Genomic DNA, 15105 nt, shown 5'->3' with positions numbered 1-15105 from the left:
ATCGGATCGACGGTATGGGACCCACGCTTCGCCCGCTGTAGTTCGCCGGTGTCCCCTGCGTTGATGAAAGGGCGCGGAAGCACCGCGCCCCGACATGTTTATTGGATCGGCGGGGACGCCTTCCCGAGCTTCAGGGAAGGTTCGCGTCCCCAGACCCTCAGCTTCCCCAGTTCTTCGACAAATGCGTCGACCTCCTTTGCGTTCGAAAGGGCGATCGTTCCTTCGTCGAGGGCGGAAGATATGCCGGCCTTGTCAAGGAGTGGGAGAGCCGACTGATCGTATCCGATGACCTTGCAGTGCTGGAACGCGTCCGCGACGAAGTCGCGGGCTGTCGCTTCTTTTACCAGATCTTCGATCGCCTGATGGGAGGTCAGGAGCGCGACCGCGTCGAACAGAACCGACGGTCCACCGTCGATCATATGATGAGCTTCGATCCAGCTTCCATCATCAGCGGTGACGCCGCCTACCTTGGGGGCGATGATCTCGAACATGGCCTTTGCCTTGGTTATCGCTGCGCACACTGCTTTCAACAGCTTTGCGTCGACCCCGTCGGCGACGAGAATGCCGAGCTTGCGCCCTTCGAACCGCTTGGGGCCGCGCTCCACGATGCTGAGCGCTGGAGACGCCTCGAGATCCTGACGTGTCGGCATCGCGGCGTCGGCCGGGTTTGGCATCGATTGGAAGCCCAGCTTCTGAGCAACCGTCGTTGCAAGCGTCTCGTCGATGTTCATTAGGTGCGAAACCATCCGCTCGCGGATCGCCGGGGTTTCGACCTTGCTCAGCTCGAATGTAAGAGCCATCGCGATATGCCGTTGTTCGGCGCCCGTTTGGCTGATGTAGAATTGGCGGGCCTGGCTATAGTGATCGGCGAAGCTTTCTGGGCGCAGCCGTACTTTAGTGCCCTGTTCTTCAGCCGGGAAATGGCGATAGCCTACGGATGGCGACTCCCGTGGTCCAACCCCGAAGGAATTAGGCTGATAGTTGACGCGTCCGACTGGGTTGCGCATCGCCATGTGCCCGTCCTGCTGAAAATGATGGAAGGGACACTTGGGTGCATTGATCGGCAGGTGGGTGAGGTTCGGGCCGCCAAGACGCTTGAGCTGGGTGTCGAGATAAGAGAAATTTCGGCCCTGCAGCAGCGGATCGTTGCTGAAGTCGATGCCGGGCGGCACGTTCTGGGTCATGAACGCAACCTGTTCGGTCTCTGCAAAGAAGTTGTCGGGCATGCGATCAAGAACCAGACGCCCAATCGGCCGGACTGGAAGAACTTCCTCGGGAATGATCTTCGTTGGATCAAGAACGTCGAAGTCGAAGCCATCAGCGAAGTCCTGATCGAAGAGCTGCACGCACAGCTCCCATTCCGGGAAGTTGCCCGACTGGATTGACTGCCAGAGGTCGCGGCGGTGGTAGTCAGGATCGGCGCCGTTGATCTTGACGGCCTCGTTCCACGCGACGGACTGAAGGCCAAGCTTCGGCTTCCAATGGAATTTTACGAACGTCGACTGATCATCGGCATTGACGAACCGGAAGGTGTGGACTCCGAAGCCTTCCATGAAGCGGAAGGAACGCGGGATCGCACGATCGGACATGATCCACATGATCATATGCATGCTTTCGGGCGTTAGACTGATGAAGTCCCAGAAATTGTCGTGCGCCGACTGCGCCTGCGGGAAGGCGCGATCAGGTTCCGGCTTGACGGCGTGAACCATGTCAGGAAAGCGGATGGCGTCTTGGATGAAGAAGACGGGGATGTTGTTCCCGACCAAATCCCAGTTGCCTTCCTTGGTGTACATCTTTACGGCGAAGCCGCGGACGTCGCGGGCGAGATCGAAGGATCCCTTGCTGCCAGCGACCGTAGAGAACCTCACGAAAACCGGAGTTCTTTCACCAGCCCGCTGAAAGACGTCTGCGCGAGTAATATCGGACAAGGATTCGTACGTCTCGAAGAAGCCGTGGGCGCCGTAACCGCGGGCGTGAACGACCCGTTCGGGAATGCGCTCATGATCGAAGTGAAAGATCTTCTCGCGGAAATGGAAGTCGTCGATCAGTGCCGGGCCGCGCGCGCCGACGCGCAACGTGTTCTGGTCGTCAAACACTGGGCCGCCTTGGGCGGTCGTCAGGACGTCGTGTCCATCTTCCGCGAACTGATGAAGTTCGCCACCGGCGCCCCTGTGAAGCTTTTGATCATGGATGGTGACGCCGCTTGCATCCGAGCCGGCGGGTGAACTTTTTGTGGTGCGCTTCGCCATTGGTTGTCCCCTTCGATTAAAAAGAAAAAGGCCGCCTCAAAGGGCGGCCTTCGGTCGCGATGCCTGCGTCAGGCAGTTCTGCCTGCACCCTTCGGATTGGCTTGAGCTTGAGCAAGCTGGGTCAGTTTTTCATCGGTCGCTTCCTCCTCCGCGAGGGTGGCTTGGAGGAGCGGAACGGCTTCGCTCAGACCAAGCTGATCTGCCCAAGCGATCAGCGTGCCGTAACGGGCGATCTCGTAGTGCTCGACAGCCTGAGCTGACGAGATCAAACCCGCATCGAGCGCCGGGGATCCCTTGAACTCTTCCATGATTTCCTCTCCCTCGGCGAGGATGCCCTGGATGGCTTCGCAGGTCTTGCCTCGGGCCGGCTTTCCGAGGAGTTCGAAGACCTGCTCTAGGCGCACGATCTGGCCCTGCGTCTCGTCGCGATGCTGCAAGAAACCTGCCTTGCCTTCCTCCGACTGGGCGGCGCGGGCCATCTTGGGCAACGCCTTCAAAATCTGCTTTTCGGCGAAGTAGATGTCCTTCAAGGTGTCCAGAAAGAGATCGTCGAGCGTCTTCGTGGAATTGGTAGCCATTTCGTGTTCTCCTGAGAGCTTGGTGGCTTGCCGGCCAGCTTATCTGACCGAAAGGACGACGTCCCCGTGGTTGCAGAGACCAGTCGCCTAATGCACACAGGCGTCATTTGTTCCTGTCCGGTACCGCACCGTTACGGGCTGGTGGCCATGGCAGGAGGAGGAATAAGCTTTTGGAAAACTACGGCCGGTTGCTAGTACGCCGGATGCTTTCAGCCGCGTGGAACGGAAGGGCGGCGAACTGGGCTCCGTGACGATGGCGGTCTTGAGCCACAGCGCCGCGTTTGGGAAGGTCCAGGCCGCACTTGCCGCTTTGGCCAACTTTGACAATCGAGCGGTTCAGTCGAATACAAAGATTAGCGCTTCGACATCAACAGCAGTTCACTGGGCGGTAGACAGACCACACTCTCGTTGCAGCACGCCTGCATGGAAGTTCGCCATAACGTTGGGACCATCATCCCGTCGTCTTGGGATCAGACGTCGGCCGGTCGATCATGAATAAGCGCCTCGAGCTCATGGACCTCCCGTCGCTCAACGGCGATGAGATCGTTGCGTGCGGCGTCGCTGGAGCGGATGAGCTCGTCTACTTTCACTTGAAGCGCGCTTGAGTCCCTGTTCTGCGAATGCTGCATCAGTAACAGGACGAACAGGGCCGACCCCGTTCCGATCATGTTGGACAGCAGCAACCATTCATGCGGAAATCGGAGTACGGCGCCGAACAAACACCAAAAAGCGATTGCCGCGAAAACGCCGGCCAGGACGCACCTATGGCCGGCGAATGCAACAACGGCCTCGGATAGCCGCAAGAAATGAGAGCGCCACTTCATAGCCGAGAAATGCGCTATTAGCGCTTCGGTTCCTAATCGAGCAGATCGGATGGAACCTTGCCGCCGTTTTCGGACAGCTTCTTCATGAGCGCCTTGTGAAGAAACATGTTCATCTTTGCGCTGTCGTGCGCGTCGCCGGAATAGCCGAGCTCCTGTGCTAGTTCTTTGCGCTCCTCGAGGCTCGCGTCCATTCCCAGCGCCTTCATCAGGTCCACGATCGAGTGTCGCCAGTCGAGCTTCTGGCCGGACTTCTGGACTGCGGCGTTCAGGATCGGCTCGATGTCGACCGAAGCTTTCGCGGCCGCATCTGCCCCTGGTCGTGCCGCCTCCTGCGAAGGTGCCGAAGACGCCGTCGGCGCGGAGGACGGCGAGGCGCTTCCGGGGGTGGAGACGTCTGCTGACGACGGTATGGAAGTCTGAGGCTGTGCGGCGGGGGCCGAACCGGTGGTTCCTCCCGTCGATGGCTGCGGCACGGGCGCGGCGTGCGCCTCTCCGAAAATGGCGTGTTTGATACGGTCGAAAATGCTCATGTTTTCTCCTCTGTGGTGAAGGGCAGAGCCGCCGCAGTGGACGGCCTGTCCTCGATGATGAATTAACGTGCGAGATAGACTTCTTCGTCGCGGGCGAGGTGAGTCGTGCCGACAGCGCCGCCGACCCATGCAGCAATCGCGCCCACCGCAAGGGCGATGAACGCCAGGATCGCACCAGCCGAGAAGGCAGTGGCCGCGGTCTGCGCCGCCTCGGTTGCCTTCTGCTTTGCTTGGGCCACGGCGTCCGTGTACTGCTTCTCGTACTGGGCGACCTGCTGCTTGGCTTGGTCGACCGGAATGTTCTGTGCCTTCGCGATCGCGTCGGCGGCACGGTTTCGGGCTTCCTCAGCCTTGGCCTGATCGCCTGTGATCGCCGCCCGGACCGATGCTACCGCCGCGTCTCGAAGAGCCGCCGGGTCGTTGCCGCCGGAGGCCTGACGGATGTTCTGTTCAATGCCGGCCAACGGATCGGTGGCGGTGGCCAACGCCGGGGCGGCGGTCGTTGCTACCGTACCGACGGTTGAGCCTGCGCTGGAGACGATGCCGCCCAACCCGGAGAACACGCCGCCGACGAGGGCACCAACCGAAGTCGTTAGAAGATAGACGACGACAAGCGTCGTCACCGCCCAGGAGGTCAAGCCATGAAGCGCCCCGGTCGAACGTACAGGCCGGCCCGAAAGACGGCTCGCAACGTAGCCACCAATGAAGGAGGCGATGACCCCGCTGACGACGAACCATACAGCGGTAGTGACCGAGAGCGTGGTTGCGCTCGGGTTGTCGCCAGTGCCTGGATCGATTACTGCAGCGCCAATGCCGGCACCCAGCAGGTTTAGAAGGAGCTGGACAACGAGCGCGATTGCGACGCCAGCAAAAACCGCGCCCCACGAGATTTTGTTAAGCGCTTGGTTGAGGTAGGGATCGTCGCTGCGGGCATGAAGGTGGGCGACTGTGGACACCGGTTCGGTCATGGTTCTCTTCCTCTATCACGGGTTTGTGAGTGGCAAAGGAACAAGCAAAGCAAGTGTTTGTTCCAGTGAACGATTGAGGTAATCGAACCACGGGAGCTGCGGAACACTCGGACTGACATAAGGCCTGAGAACTGAGAACGGTCGGGCCGGGCCACACCAGAGTCGTAGTCACTCTGCCCCGATAGCGTCGCGCTATCTCACTGCGGCATTGACGTGTCGCCAGAGTCGGCCCGGCGCGCCAACGCCCTGCCTCGGAAAAGAACATAGCAAAATAGCGCCCCGGCAATGGCGGTAGCAGTCACGGCAAATATCAGGCGGTACGTGGCGATCGCCGGTAGCGAAAGTCCCGCAACCTCGCCGTAGACAGCGGATGCCGCCGAGACGCCAACGAAGACAAGAGTGTTGAGAGCGCCCAGTGCCAAGCCGCGCATGTTCAACGGAATGAGAGCCTGCGCCTCCGTCATCACGAGCGGGTGCACGTTGCCCATGGCGTAGAGCACGGACAAGCCGACGCTGGCTGCCACGAGGCCTAGCCCCGGCGAGGCGGCCAACAAACCTGCGAAGACGATGCCGAAGACATAGGTGACGACAACGATCGTACGCGCCGTCATCCGCGCAAGCAGCACTGGCACCAGGAAGCTAGTCACGATTCCCGCCGTGCTGATTACCGTGAGCATGGTGCCGACAGGGGCTCCATCACCGAAGACTGCGGTGACGTATGGCGCCGCCCAGGCGTTTCGGAACGTGCCGCCGAACGACAGTGTAAAGCATATGGGCGCGAGATAGAGAAGCGGGGCAAGCCAGCCCCGACTGGCCTTGGAGCCGGGTTTCGTGGCACGCTCGACTGTCGAGCCGAGAGTGAAGCCGACCGTGATCGCGGTGGCCGCCATGGCCGCTGCGGCCGACCAGCACGCGGAGCGCCAGCCGAATTCTTCGATGAACCATAGAAGGGGCGACGCCGAGAGGAGAGCGCCAGCCGATCCGATCGCGCTGATAGTCGTCGCTAGACGGCCCGCCCTCTCGGCGGGATACTTTTGTCCCAGAAAGTAAAGGACGCCCATGAAAATCGGGGCGCAACCAATCCCTATCAATGCTTGTCCGACGAGCGTCGCCCAGTACCCTTCCGAGAGCGCGACAAATGATGAACCTGCCGCTCCGACTAACATCATCCCTGCCATTGGGAAACGTACTCCCCACTTGTCGAAAGACATCCCGACCGGGATCTGAAGAACGGAGAACGACGCGAAAAACGCCGATGCAAGCCAGCCGTATTGTTGCGGGGACAACGATAGATCGCTGGCAATGGCCGGGCCGACCACGCCGAAATAGCTCCTAAAAAACATGCTCAGCAGAAATGCTGCGGACAGGGTAGGGACTGAAGGTCCGATCATTTCACCATCCCAAGGAAGAAGGCCCGACAAAGATGCCGGGCCTTCTATTGCAAATCTGGCTCAGATCAATCTCTTCGGAAAGTCTGGTTCTGGCCGTTCTGCGACTGGCCAAAGCCGTCCTGCGACTGTCCGCCGGTACGCTGGTCGTCCACCTCAACCTCTGTTTTACGAACGGTTTCCTCGATTGTCTCTGTTCGTTCGCCGGCTGTCTTGCGAATGCCGATTTCCTCGACGACTCGCGCCTCCTTCTGAACGACTGCCTCCTCGTGATGCTCTTCTGCGGAGATCGTCCGATCCTGGAAAGCGCGATCCGCATCGGTCAGCGGGCGGTCTACCGAGCGACGCTCGATCTCGACGTTCTCGTCGCGAAGGCTGACGTTCTCACGGACCGGCGTCTCGACAACATAGGAACGCACGCGAACCGAGCCATTGTTGACGTCGCGCTTTCCGACCCGAAGGTTTTCTTCCACCACCGGAATTGTCTCGTCGCGCGAGCCGGCGTCGAATGCGTCTTCGCGGGTCGATGCGGACGACTGCGTCACCCTGTCGAGGTCGTCGCCGAATTTGGCCTGCGGGGAGGCGTCATACGTCGATGTTGCGAAGCTCTCAGTCGAACGTTGCGCATCCCAGCCCTCGGTGCGCCAAGTATCCGCGCGTTCGTCGATGTCGATCGAACCCTCGTCATCCAAGATGTCATGTGCGGTCTGGTAATTCGTACCGTCGACCTGAACGGAAACCAGGAAACCCCCTCGGCTGAGACCTTCGGCGTAAGTCGCGCGGTCTTCGTCCGGAAAGAACCAATCGGCGAGGCCCGCCCAGAAGCCGGAACGTTCCCTGCTGCCAGCCACCCCGCCGTCTGCCTCGTAGCCTGGCATGAATCGGATGGCGTTGTCCTGAATGCCCGCGTCCTTGAGACGCTGAACGGCGTTTTCGGCGTCGCTCCGGCTATCGAAGAACGCACTAAGCGTGTTGTTTGCCGGGTTGGAAGTCACTGCGCCTGTGGTGTCGTTGTAAAGGTCAGCCATTTGAGGTCTCCTCGGTTGCTTCATCGACCTTGATGCGCTCGACCGATGCTGTCTGCTTCCGCAGATCGGCCTCGACGCGTTCGGTTCGGAAGGACTTGCGTTTCGTGATCCGGAGCTCCTCGACGAGGACAAGTCTCTTTTCGACGACAAGTCTTTCTTCAAGGATTGGAATGATGGTGACGTCGCCATCGATGCGGATCTTCGGTGCGACATCGACGACCGTGCCGAACGCTACGCGTTCGACGTCGACCACTTCCCTACCGAGCTCCACATCGGCGAAATCCCGGACGGTGTGCGTCCGCGTGCTGACAAGGATTCGAGCGTCCGAGACCGCCTGCTTGTCCAGGACGAGCTCTTCTTCCACCAATTGTATCGTGTCCTTATCGTCCATGCGGATTTTCCTTCCGCAAGCTAACGAGCACGATTCCGCATGGTTCCGAAGAAATTCGACGACGCTCGATCTTCGCAGGCTCGCTGATTTCTGCTACGAATTTCCCAACCCGATCATCTGCCATCCCGAGCGATGGAGCCGCAGGAGCGACAAGGCCGTCCCGCGGGGCGGCCGTGTCCCGTATGGGGAGAGCCGGCAAAGCAACAAGTCAATGGGCTTTGGGGAGGCCTGTCGCTGCCGCCAGCGTACGCTCAAGCTCGTCCAGAGGGACGGGTTTGGTAAGATGAAAGTTGAAGCCAGCCTCGACCGACTTTTGTTTATCCTCAGCCTGCCCCCATCCTGTCTGCGCAATGATTGGCAGATCGATCAGGCCCGCTTCACGAAAGGCCTTGCAGACTTCGTATCCATCCATTCCCGGAAGTCCGATGTCCAGGAGGACGACATCTGGTCCATAGCCCTGGGCTTCGCTCAAGGCCTTCCGGCCATCGTGTACGAGATGGTACTCGTGACCGAGCTCCTCGAGCATCAGCGCGAGCGTAAACGCAACGTCCTCGTTGTCGTCAATCACCAGAACTTTCAACGGGCGCCTCGCGAAAGAAGCCACGCCGGAGCTTGATTCATGGCGCGGCTCTTCCGGAGCCGCCGCTAGGGGAAGGCGTACTTTAAAGACGCTTCCCGTCCCCGTCAGGGGCGCCGTGGACTCCACGCTTCCGCCATGCATGGTGACGAGTTGCTGCACGAGCGCGAGACCGATGCCGAGCCCACCTTGGGCGCGCTGTAGATGATCGTCGATCTGAGAGAACAATCGAAAGACGTCGCCGCGCTTTTCGGGCGGAATGCCGACGCCGTTGTCTTCGACGTCAATGACTACCTCGTTTTCCAAGTTCCGTGCCGACAAGACGATGCGTCCGCCGGGAGGGGTGTACTTTGCGGCGTTGTTAAGCAGGTTCGATACCACTTGCGATATCCGGGTCTCGTCTGCCTCAATCCAAATCGGTTCGTCGGGAACATGACTTGCGAAGGAATGCGAGGCGGCGTCGATCGTCGGACGGCTGGCCTCGATCGCGGAACGAAATACCTCGTCAATCCGTATTTTGTTCCTACGCAATTCGATCTTTCCCTGACTTACACGAGAGACGTCGAGAAGGTCGTCGATGAGCCGAACCAGATGGACGAGCTGCCGGTCCATCATCTCTTTCACTTCGCCCGCAGACTTGCTGTCGGGATTCATTCGGAGCAGGTCCAGACCATGGCGCAAGGGCGCGAGGGGGTTGCGGAGTTCGTGTGCCAGGGTGGCGAGAAACTCGTCCTTCCGGCGATCCGCTTGCTGCAGCGCCTTCGCCTGCATCTCGAGTTCATCTCGTTGAGCTGCGATCTGCTGTCTTTGACGATACAGTTCGAAGAAAACGTCCGCCTTGCTCCGCAGCACATCGGCTTCGATCGGCTTTTGAATGAAGTCGACTGCTCCGGCCTCGTATCCGTGAAATCTGCGCTGACCATCCGTAGTGCCGGCGGTCACGAAGATGATCGGAACCCGGCGCGTGCGTTCATTTCCCCGCATAAGTTCGGCGAGCTCGAATCCATTCAGTCCCGGCATCTGGACGTCGATCAGTGCCAAGGCGACGTCATGGTCGAGGAGGAGTTCCAAGGCTTGGTCACCGGACTGCGCCTTCAGAAGCATCAACCCTTCGCGACGGAGAAGCGCCTCGAGCGAAAGCAAATTCTCGCTCAGGTCGTCGACGAGCAGAAATTTTACTGGGTCCATTTCAAAACCTCCTTAAGTATGCTGCCATCTCACCAAGCTCCATGACGACGGCGTCGGGACATGCCCCGAGCGCCGCTTCCGGCATGGCGGACGCGAAGGCCGTTTCCGGTTGTTGAACTATCGTCTTGCCCCCGGCGTCGGCTACAGCCTTCAGACCCCTTGCGCCGTCCTCGTTCGCTCCTGTCAGAACCAGTGCAACAACACCAGGCCCGAAGGCATCCGAAGCACTTTCGAAAAGAACGTCGATGGAGGGGCGCGAAAAAAGGACGGGCGCCTCCGTCGATAACGACAGGGTTCTATCGCTTTCGACCAGCAGGTGGTAGTCGGGCGGCGCGAAATACACCACTCCCTTAGTGAGCGGCTCCTTGTCTTCCGCTTCACGAACACCCAGCGCGCACCTCGCAGCGAAAAGCTCGGCGAGCACGCTTGGCTTGTCGGGCGGAACGTGAACCACCACGATGATCGGCGTAGCGAAGTCGGAAGGCAGAGCAGGCAAGATCGTGCCCAGGGCATCCAGAGCTCCGGCAGACGCACCTATTACCACGACTTCGGGACGTAGTAAGGTCATCGGTTCCCCCGCTGGTAAATCTTCTCATCTCGAGCGAAATCCGTGAACGATGGGGCGTGGGCGGAGAAACGCAGGCTCTCCTTAGCTCCGAGCCCCAGGAAGCCTTTCCGCGCCAGCGAATCTTTGAAAAGCCCCAGAACGCGATCCTGCAGCGGGCGTTCGAAATAGATCAGGACGTTCCTGCAGGAAATTAGGTTCATTTCACCGAACACGGCGTCCGTCGCCAGGCTGTGGTCGGAAAACACGACCTTCTCACGCAACGTCCTGTCGAAGGATGCTCGTCCGTAGCCGGCGCTGTAGTAATCCGACAGCGACGATCTGCCCCCGGACTTCCGGTGGTTCTCGGTGAAGAGCTGAATGCGATCGAGGTCGTAGACGCCGGCTTCGGCAGTTCGAAGAGCGTCCTGATTGATGTCGGTCGCATAGAAGATCGTCCGCTGCTCCAGCCCTTCCTCTCGGAACAGGATCACCGTCGAGTAAAGTTCTTCGCCGCCGCTGCAGCCCGCGATCCAGACCTTCAGCGAAGGGTATGTCCGAAGATGAGGAACGACTTTCTCACGGATAGCGCGGAAGTAGCTCGGGTCGCGGAACATCTCGCTGACCTGGACCGTCAGGTATCCCAGTAGGCGGGGAAGCAGTCGGGGGTCATGTAATACGCTTTCCTGAAGGGCGGAGATCGTGGGGTATCCAAGTTGATCCCGCGCCTGCCGCAAACGGCGCCTTACCGAAGCCATCGAGTAGTTCCGAAAGTCGTAATGATAGCGCAGGTACACCGCCTCCAACAGCAGTCGGATCTCGATGTCCTCGACCTTTTCCGGGGAAGGGGTCTCCGTCATCGCGGCATCCACACGCGGACGAGGGACAACAGCTTTTCGACGTCAAGCGGTTTGGCCATGTAGTCGTTCGCGCCAGCTTCGATGCACCGCTCCTGGTCGTCCGGCATGGCCTTTGCGGTCAACGCGATGATGGGAAGCTTTTTCCACTCGGGGTTCCTGCGGATCTCGCGTGTCGCGGTCAGTCCGTCCATCACCGGCATCATCACGTCCATCAGCACGAGGTCGATCGGGAACGCAACAGCATCGATGGGCTTATTGAGCCGATCAAGCGCTTCCTGACCGTTTCTCGCAATCTCTATGATCGCGCCGCGCGGTTCCAGGATGTTCGTCAACGCGTAGACGTTGCGCACGTCATCTTCGACTACGAGGATCCGACGCCCTTCCAGCAGCGCGTCGCGGTTCCTGGCCTTGCGGATCATCTTCTGTTGCTCGTCGGGCAGTTCCGAGACCACCTGGTGAAGGAAGAGCGACACCTCGTCCAGCAGGCGCTCCGGAGACTTTGCTCCCTTGATGATGATCGACTTCGAATACCGGCGCAGACGTCGCTCGTCGTCCGCGGAAAGCTCGCGGCCGGTGTAGACGATGACGGGCGGAAAAGAGTGGTCGCCGTCCTGGCTAAGCGTCTCAAGCAGTGAATATCCTGACGCGTCTGGCAACGACAGATCGAGAACCATGCAGTCGAACGTCTGCTCCTTCAGTAATTCGAGGCATTCAGCAGCGGTTCCAGCGTTCACTGTCTCGACGTCATGCGACGTCAGGAGCTTGGCCACCGCTTCGCGCTGAACTTCGTTGTCCTCGACAATGAGAACCCGGTGGACCCGCTGCGACAGCTTGGCTTCCAATCCTTCCAGGACCTCCACCAACTGCTCGCGCTTGACCGGCTTCAGCGCATAGCCGACAGCTCCCAGCGAATATGCCGTTTCCGAATAGTCTTCCGCAGACACGATGTGGATGGGAATGTGACGCGTTCTGACGTCGCGCTTCAGTCGATCAAGTACCGAAAGACCCGACTGGTCGGGCAGTCCGACATCAAGGACAATGGCGCTGGGCATGTGTTGTTTCGCGAGGTCCAGCGCTTCCTGGGCGGTGCCGGCCACAAGCGTACGGAAGTTCATCTCGCGTGCGAGGTCCCGGAGAATCGCGGCGAAGGTATCGTCGTCTTCAATGACCAGGAGCACGCGCTTTTCGTCGGCAGGCGCTGCCCGATCGTCTTCCAGGGCCCGATGCCTCGCAGAGGAGGGCGGAGAGCTCGCAGTGACATTCGTCGTAGAAGAAGGCTCACCAGCAGCACGGGGTTCGGCCTTCGCAAGCACCTTCGCCGGGTCATAGGTTTCGGGAATGGTTACCGTAAACGTGCTGCCTTTTCCTTCCTGGCTCTTCAACTGGACGTCGCCGCCAAGCAGGCGGACAAGTTCCCTGGAGATGGAAAGCCCGAGGCCCGTGCCGCCGTATTTCCGGCTGATCGTTCCGTCCGCCTGATGGAAGGCGTCGAAGATGCTTCGCTGCTGCTCCGGCGCAATGCCGATCCCGGTGTCAGATACGGAAAGAGCAATCTTCCCATCGCTTGCCCGTTTCATCGAAAGCGTGACCTTGCCTCGCTCGGTGAATTTGAAGGCATTCGAGAGAAGGTTCTTGAGCACCTGTTCAAGTCGCTGCAGGTCCGTCTCAATGACCGAGGGGCTTTCCGGGGAGATCTCGACCTCGAACCCCAATTGCTTGGACTGGGCTACTGGATCGAATACCCGACGCAGATTGCCAACGAGCCTGTCGACGGCGATCTGCTCTGCTCGGATTTCAACATGGCCAGCCTCAATCTTAGACAGATCCAGAATGTCATTGATCAGGTTGAGAAGATCGTTCCCGGACGACTGGATGGTCTGCGCATACTTCACCTGCTCTGCGGTCAGGTTTTCGTCCGTGTTGTCAGCGAGAAGCTTGGCGAGGATAAGCGACGAATTAAGCGGTGTCCTGAGCTCATGCGACATGTTGGCGAGGAAATCCGACTTGTAGCGGCTGGCCTGTTCGAGTTCGCGGGCCTTTAGCTGGACGGAGGCGTTCACCCGCTCCAGCTCGTCGCGTTGGCCTTCAAGTTGCTGCGTCTGCTCTTCGAGCTGGGAGTTCGTCTGCTCCAGTTCGACTTGCTGCTGCTCAAGACGAGCCTGGGATTCCTTCAGGGCTCGGCTCTGCTCTTCGAGTTCTTCGTTGGAAACGCGGAGTTCCTCGCTCTGGACCTGAAGCTCTTCCGACTGCCGCTGCGTCTCCTCGAGCAGATTTTGAAGGTCGCTTCGGTATTTGGCCGACCTGACTGCAGTTGCGATGGTCGACGACGCCTGCTCCAGCAGTGCAAGCACGCTCTCGTCGACGGGACGCAGGAAACCGAGCTCGACGACGGTGTTCACCGAACCGTCGACCGCGCCAGGGGAGATGACGAGATGGCGAGGTTTGTCCCGCCCCAAAGCGGAACCGAAGGCAAGGTACCCGTCCGGCACGTCGTCGATGACAAGTGGCTGACCATCGGCAGCCGACTGTCCCAGAAGCCCCTCCTTGCGCTTGAAATGCTTAGGAATGTCGACCCCGTCCGGAACTCCGTAGGTCGATGTCTGTCTGTAGACATCGGCGTCGGCCACGAATACGGCACCGGCGACAGCGCCGGCATAAATCGAGAGAAACTGCAGAAGGCTGTCGCCGAGCTGCTCAACGCGCTGATCGCCGATCACTGCCGAACTCAGTCCGACTTGGCCCGATTGCAACCAATCTTCGCGGCGCCGTGCGAGGGTGGCTCTCCGCATCAGCACACCTATAGCCGCTGTGAGGAGAATTCCGAGCGCACCCGCGAGGAGCGTGCTTAGAAATGCAGTGCCGTAGGCGCTGTTCATTTCAGCGATCCGCTGTGCGCGCGCCTGGCTCTCAGCCTGGCTCATCACCGTCAATTGTGCACGTAGCGCGTCCATATCCTCCTTGCCGCGGTCGGAATTTACCACTGCGAGTGCGGCCTCGGCGCCTTCGGACTGGCGAAGATCGATAGTCTGTTTCAGTTCTGCGAGCTTTGCCGCCACGTGGCGCTTGAGAATGGCGATCCGAGCCTGCTGTTCGTCGTTGTCGCCGACCAGTTTCTCGATTTCACTGAAACGCTCGGGTATGGTCGCGAGCGCGGCGTCATAGGGTTCTAGGTAACGCGGGTTGTTCGTGAGAAGAAAACCTCGTTGCCCAGTTTCGGCGTCCTGAACGCTGGACAAGAGTTCGTCCATCGACACGATCACTTCATGCGAATGGACGACCCGGTCGTTGTTTTGGCGCAGCGATTGGAGGTTCAAGTAGGCTATAGCCGCGCTGACGATGAAAAACACGATGGCCCCGGCAAGGCCGAAAGCGACGACGGGATCAAGGCCAAGCGTTCGCGTGGAAGGGGAAAGACCGCGTTGATTCATTAGAAGCTCGCTCTTGGGGTCGATCAGGGAGGAGAAGCAGGCGGTTTATCATGTCGGGAATGTTTGTACACTATCATTCGGGCCCGTTCGCCCGCACCAGTCCCGTACCTTCGGATCCTCTGAGGAGGCGCTCCTGAAGTAGGTCGTGCAGAACTGGGCCACGGAAGGACCATAGTCAGGAGTTTCGGCAGCGACGCCTTTTAACGCCCCTCGAAACCGACGCCCTACGTCTTCAAGACCAGCAGACGGTATTCGAAGTCGTTGAATACGACCTACGGACGCTTTCATCGAGACAGGGCGTGCGTTTTGCGACCTGGCCTAAGGGAGACCGGGCGCAAGGGCAGAGGAGGCGTGCAGCGAATGCCTGAGACTACCCTGACCCAGGCGAGTCCTTAGCGCACGAGCTGCAGGAAGCGACGAATGGATGGTAAGTAACCGCCCCTAAGCGACCGAAAAACTGCGAAGGCGCGGCGACATCCGTTGAAAAAGACGGTCGGCCATAGCGTGATAACGCCGACTCGCAACATTTGCATTCATAAATAAATCATTGGA

At 59.6% G+C, this 15105-nt stretch carries 12 protein-coding genes; all 12 read right to left on the bottom strand.

The window, feature by feature from the left end; all coding sequences use genetic code 11:
- Window positions 1-98: 98 nt before the first annotated feature.
- The 12 genes from catE to QTL96_RS04950 all read right to left on the bottom strand — a co-directional run bounded on the left by catE (window position 99) and on the right by QTL96_RS04950 (window position 14553).
- Window positions 99-2249 carry a catalase C gene (gene catE, locus QTL96_RS05005; RefSeq protein ID WP_289726905.1) on the bottom strand — a complete coding sequence of 717 codons (2151 nt, stop codon included), beginning with the start codon at window positions 2247-2249 and terminating at the stop codon, window positions 99-101.
- A gap of 68 nt (window positions 2250-2317) precedes the next feature.
- The gene (locus tag QTL96_RS05000) at window positions 2318-2827 is read right to left on the bottom strand and encodes a ferritin-like domain-containing protein (RefSeq protein WP_289726904.1); all 510 of its coding nucleotides are present in this window, start codon (window positions 2825-2827) and stop codon (window positions 2318-2320) included.
- A 470-nt stretch (window positions 2828-3297) separates the two neighbouring features.
- A complete protein-coding gene (locus tag QTL96_RS04995; protein ID WP_289726903.1) occupies window positions 3298-3651 on the bottom strand; it encodes a low affinity iron permease family protein in 354 nt (117 codons plus the stop codon).
- Window positions 3652-3683: 32 nt separating this feature from the next.
- A complete protein-coding gene (locus tag QTL96_RS04990; protein WP_289726902.1) occupies window positions 3684-4181 on the bottom strand; it encodes a DUF3597 domain-containing protein in 498 nt (165 codons plus the stop codon).
- 62 nt (window positions 4182-4243) lie between these two features.
- On the bottom strand, window positions 4244-5149 hold the full coding sequence (locus QTL96_RS04985) for a PhnA-like protein (protein ID WP_111562214.1): 906 nt from the start codon (window positions 5147-5149) through the stop codon (window positions 4244-4246).
- A 197-nt stretch (window positions 5150-5346) separates the two neighbouring features.
- Window positions 5347-6540 carry an MFS transporter gene (locus tag QTL96_RS04980; protein WP_111562213.1) on the bottom strand — a complete coding sequence of 398 codons (1194 nt, stop codon included), beginning with the start codon at window positions 6538-6540 and terminating at the stop codon, window positions 5347-5349.
- A gap of 65 nt (window positions 6541-6605) precedes the next feature.
- Window positions 6606-7565 (bottom strand): YsnF/AvaK domain-containing protein, encoded by a 960-nt coding sequence (locus QTL96_RS04975; protein ID WP_111562212.1) that lies wholly within the window; start codon window positions 7563-7565, stop codon window positions 6606-6608.
- Window positions 7558-7956 (bottom strand): YsnF/AvaK domain-containing protein, encoded by a 399-nt coding sequence (locus tag QTL96_RS04970; RefSeq protein WP_289726901.1) that lies wholly within the window; start codon window positions 7954-7956, stop codon window positions 7558-7560. Before QTL96_RS04970 ends, QTL96_RS04975 begins: the two co-directional genes overlap by 8 nt.
- Window positions 7957-8164: 208 nt before the next feature.
- Window positions 8165-9721 (bottom strand): response regulator, encoded by a 1557-nt coding sequence (locus QTL96_RS04965; RefSeq protein WP_289726900.1) that lies wholly within the window; start codon window positions 9719-9721, stop codon window positions 8165-8167.
- 1 nt (window position 9722) lies between these two features.
- Window positions 9723-10289: a chemotaxis protein CheB gene (locus QTL96_RS04960; protein WP_289726899.1), complete on the bottom strand. Its 567-nt coding sequence runs from the start codon at window positions 10287-10289 to the stop codon at window positions 9723-9725.
- Window positions 10286-11125, bottom strand: coding sequence for a CheR family methyltransferase (locus QTL96_RS04955; RefSeq protein ID WP_289726898.1), 840 nt, complete (start codon window positions 11123-11125; stop codon window positions 10286-10288). Before QTL96_RS04955 ends, QTL96_RS04960 begins: the two co-directional genes overlap by 4 nt.
- Window positions 11122-14553, bottom strand: a complete 3432-nt coding sequence (locus tag QTL96_RS04950) for a response regulator (RefSeq protein ID WP_289726897.1) — start codon at window positions 14551-14553, stop codon at window positions 11122-11124. The genes QTL96_RS04955 and QTL96_RS04950 overlap by 4 nt, the downstream gene beginning before the upstream one ends.
- Window positions 14554-15105: the final 552 nt, after the last annotated feature.

This window comes from Rhizobium sp. S163, assembly GCF_030380805.1.
Classification (GTDB): Bacteria; Pseudomonadota; Alphaproteobacteria; order Rhizobiales; family Rhizobiaceae; genus Rhizobium.
The sequence above is the reverse complement of the archived record's forward strand: the minus strand, read 5'-3'. Positions and strand labels throughout refer to the sequence as shown.

Excerpts from the sequence above, each read along its gene's own strand:
- QTL96_RS04950 (WP_289726897.1), bottom strand. The coding sequence starts at position 14,553 with ATGAATCAACGCGGTCTTTCCCCTTCCACGCGAACGCTTGGCCTTGAT.
- QTL96_RS04980 (WP_111562213.1), bottom strand. The coding sequence starts at position 6,540 with ATGATCGGACCTTCAGTCCCTACCCTGTCCGCAGCATTTCTGCTGAGC.
- QTL96_RS04985 (WP_111562214.1), bottom strand. The coding sequence starts at position 5,149 with ATGACCGAACCGGTGTCCACAGTCGCCCACCTTCATGCCCGCAGCGAC.
- QTL96_RS04955 (WP_289726898.1), bottom strand. The coding sequence starts at position 11,125 with ATGACGGAGACCCCTTCCCCGGAAAAGGTCGAGGACATCGAGATCCGA.
- catE (WP_289726905.1), bottom strand. The coding sequence starts at position 2,249 with ATGGCGAAGCGCACCACAAAAAGTTCACCCGCCGGCTCGGATGCAAGC.
- QTL96_RS05000 (WP_289726904.1), bottom strand. The coding sequence starts at position 2,827 with ATGGCTACCAATTCCACGAAGACGCTCGACGATCTCTTTCTGGACACC.
- QTL96_RS04990 (WP_289726902.1), bottom strand. The coding sequence starts at position 4,181 with ATGAGCATTTTCGACCGTATCAAACACGCCATTTTCGGAGAGGCGCAC.
- QTL96_RS04965 (WP_289726900.1), bottom strand. The coding sequence starts at position 9,721 with ATGGACCCAGTAAAATTTCTGCTCGTCGACGACCTGAGCGAGAATTTG.
- QTL96_RS04960 (WP_289726899.1), bottom strand. The coding sequence starts at position 10,289 with ATGACCTTACTACGTCCCGAAGTCGTGGTAATAGGTGCGTCTGCCGGA.
- QTL96_RS04995 (WP_289726903.1), bottom strand. The coding sequence starts at position 3,651 with ATGAAGTGGCGCTCTCATTTCTTGCGGCTATCCGAGGCCGTTGTTGCA.
- QTL96_RS04970 (WP_289726901.1), bottom strand. The coding sequence starts at position 7,956 with ATGGACGATAAGGACACGATACAATTGGTGGAAGAAGAGCTCGTCCTG.
- QTL96_RS04975 (WP_111562212.1), bottom strand. The coding sequence starts at position 7,565 with ATGGCTGACCTTTACAACGACACCACAGGCGCAGTGACTTCCAACCCG.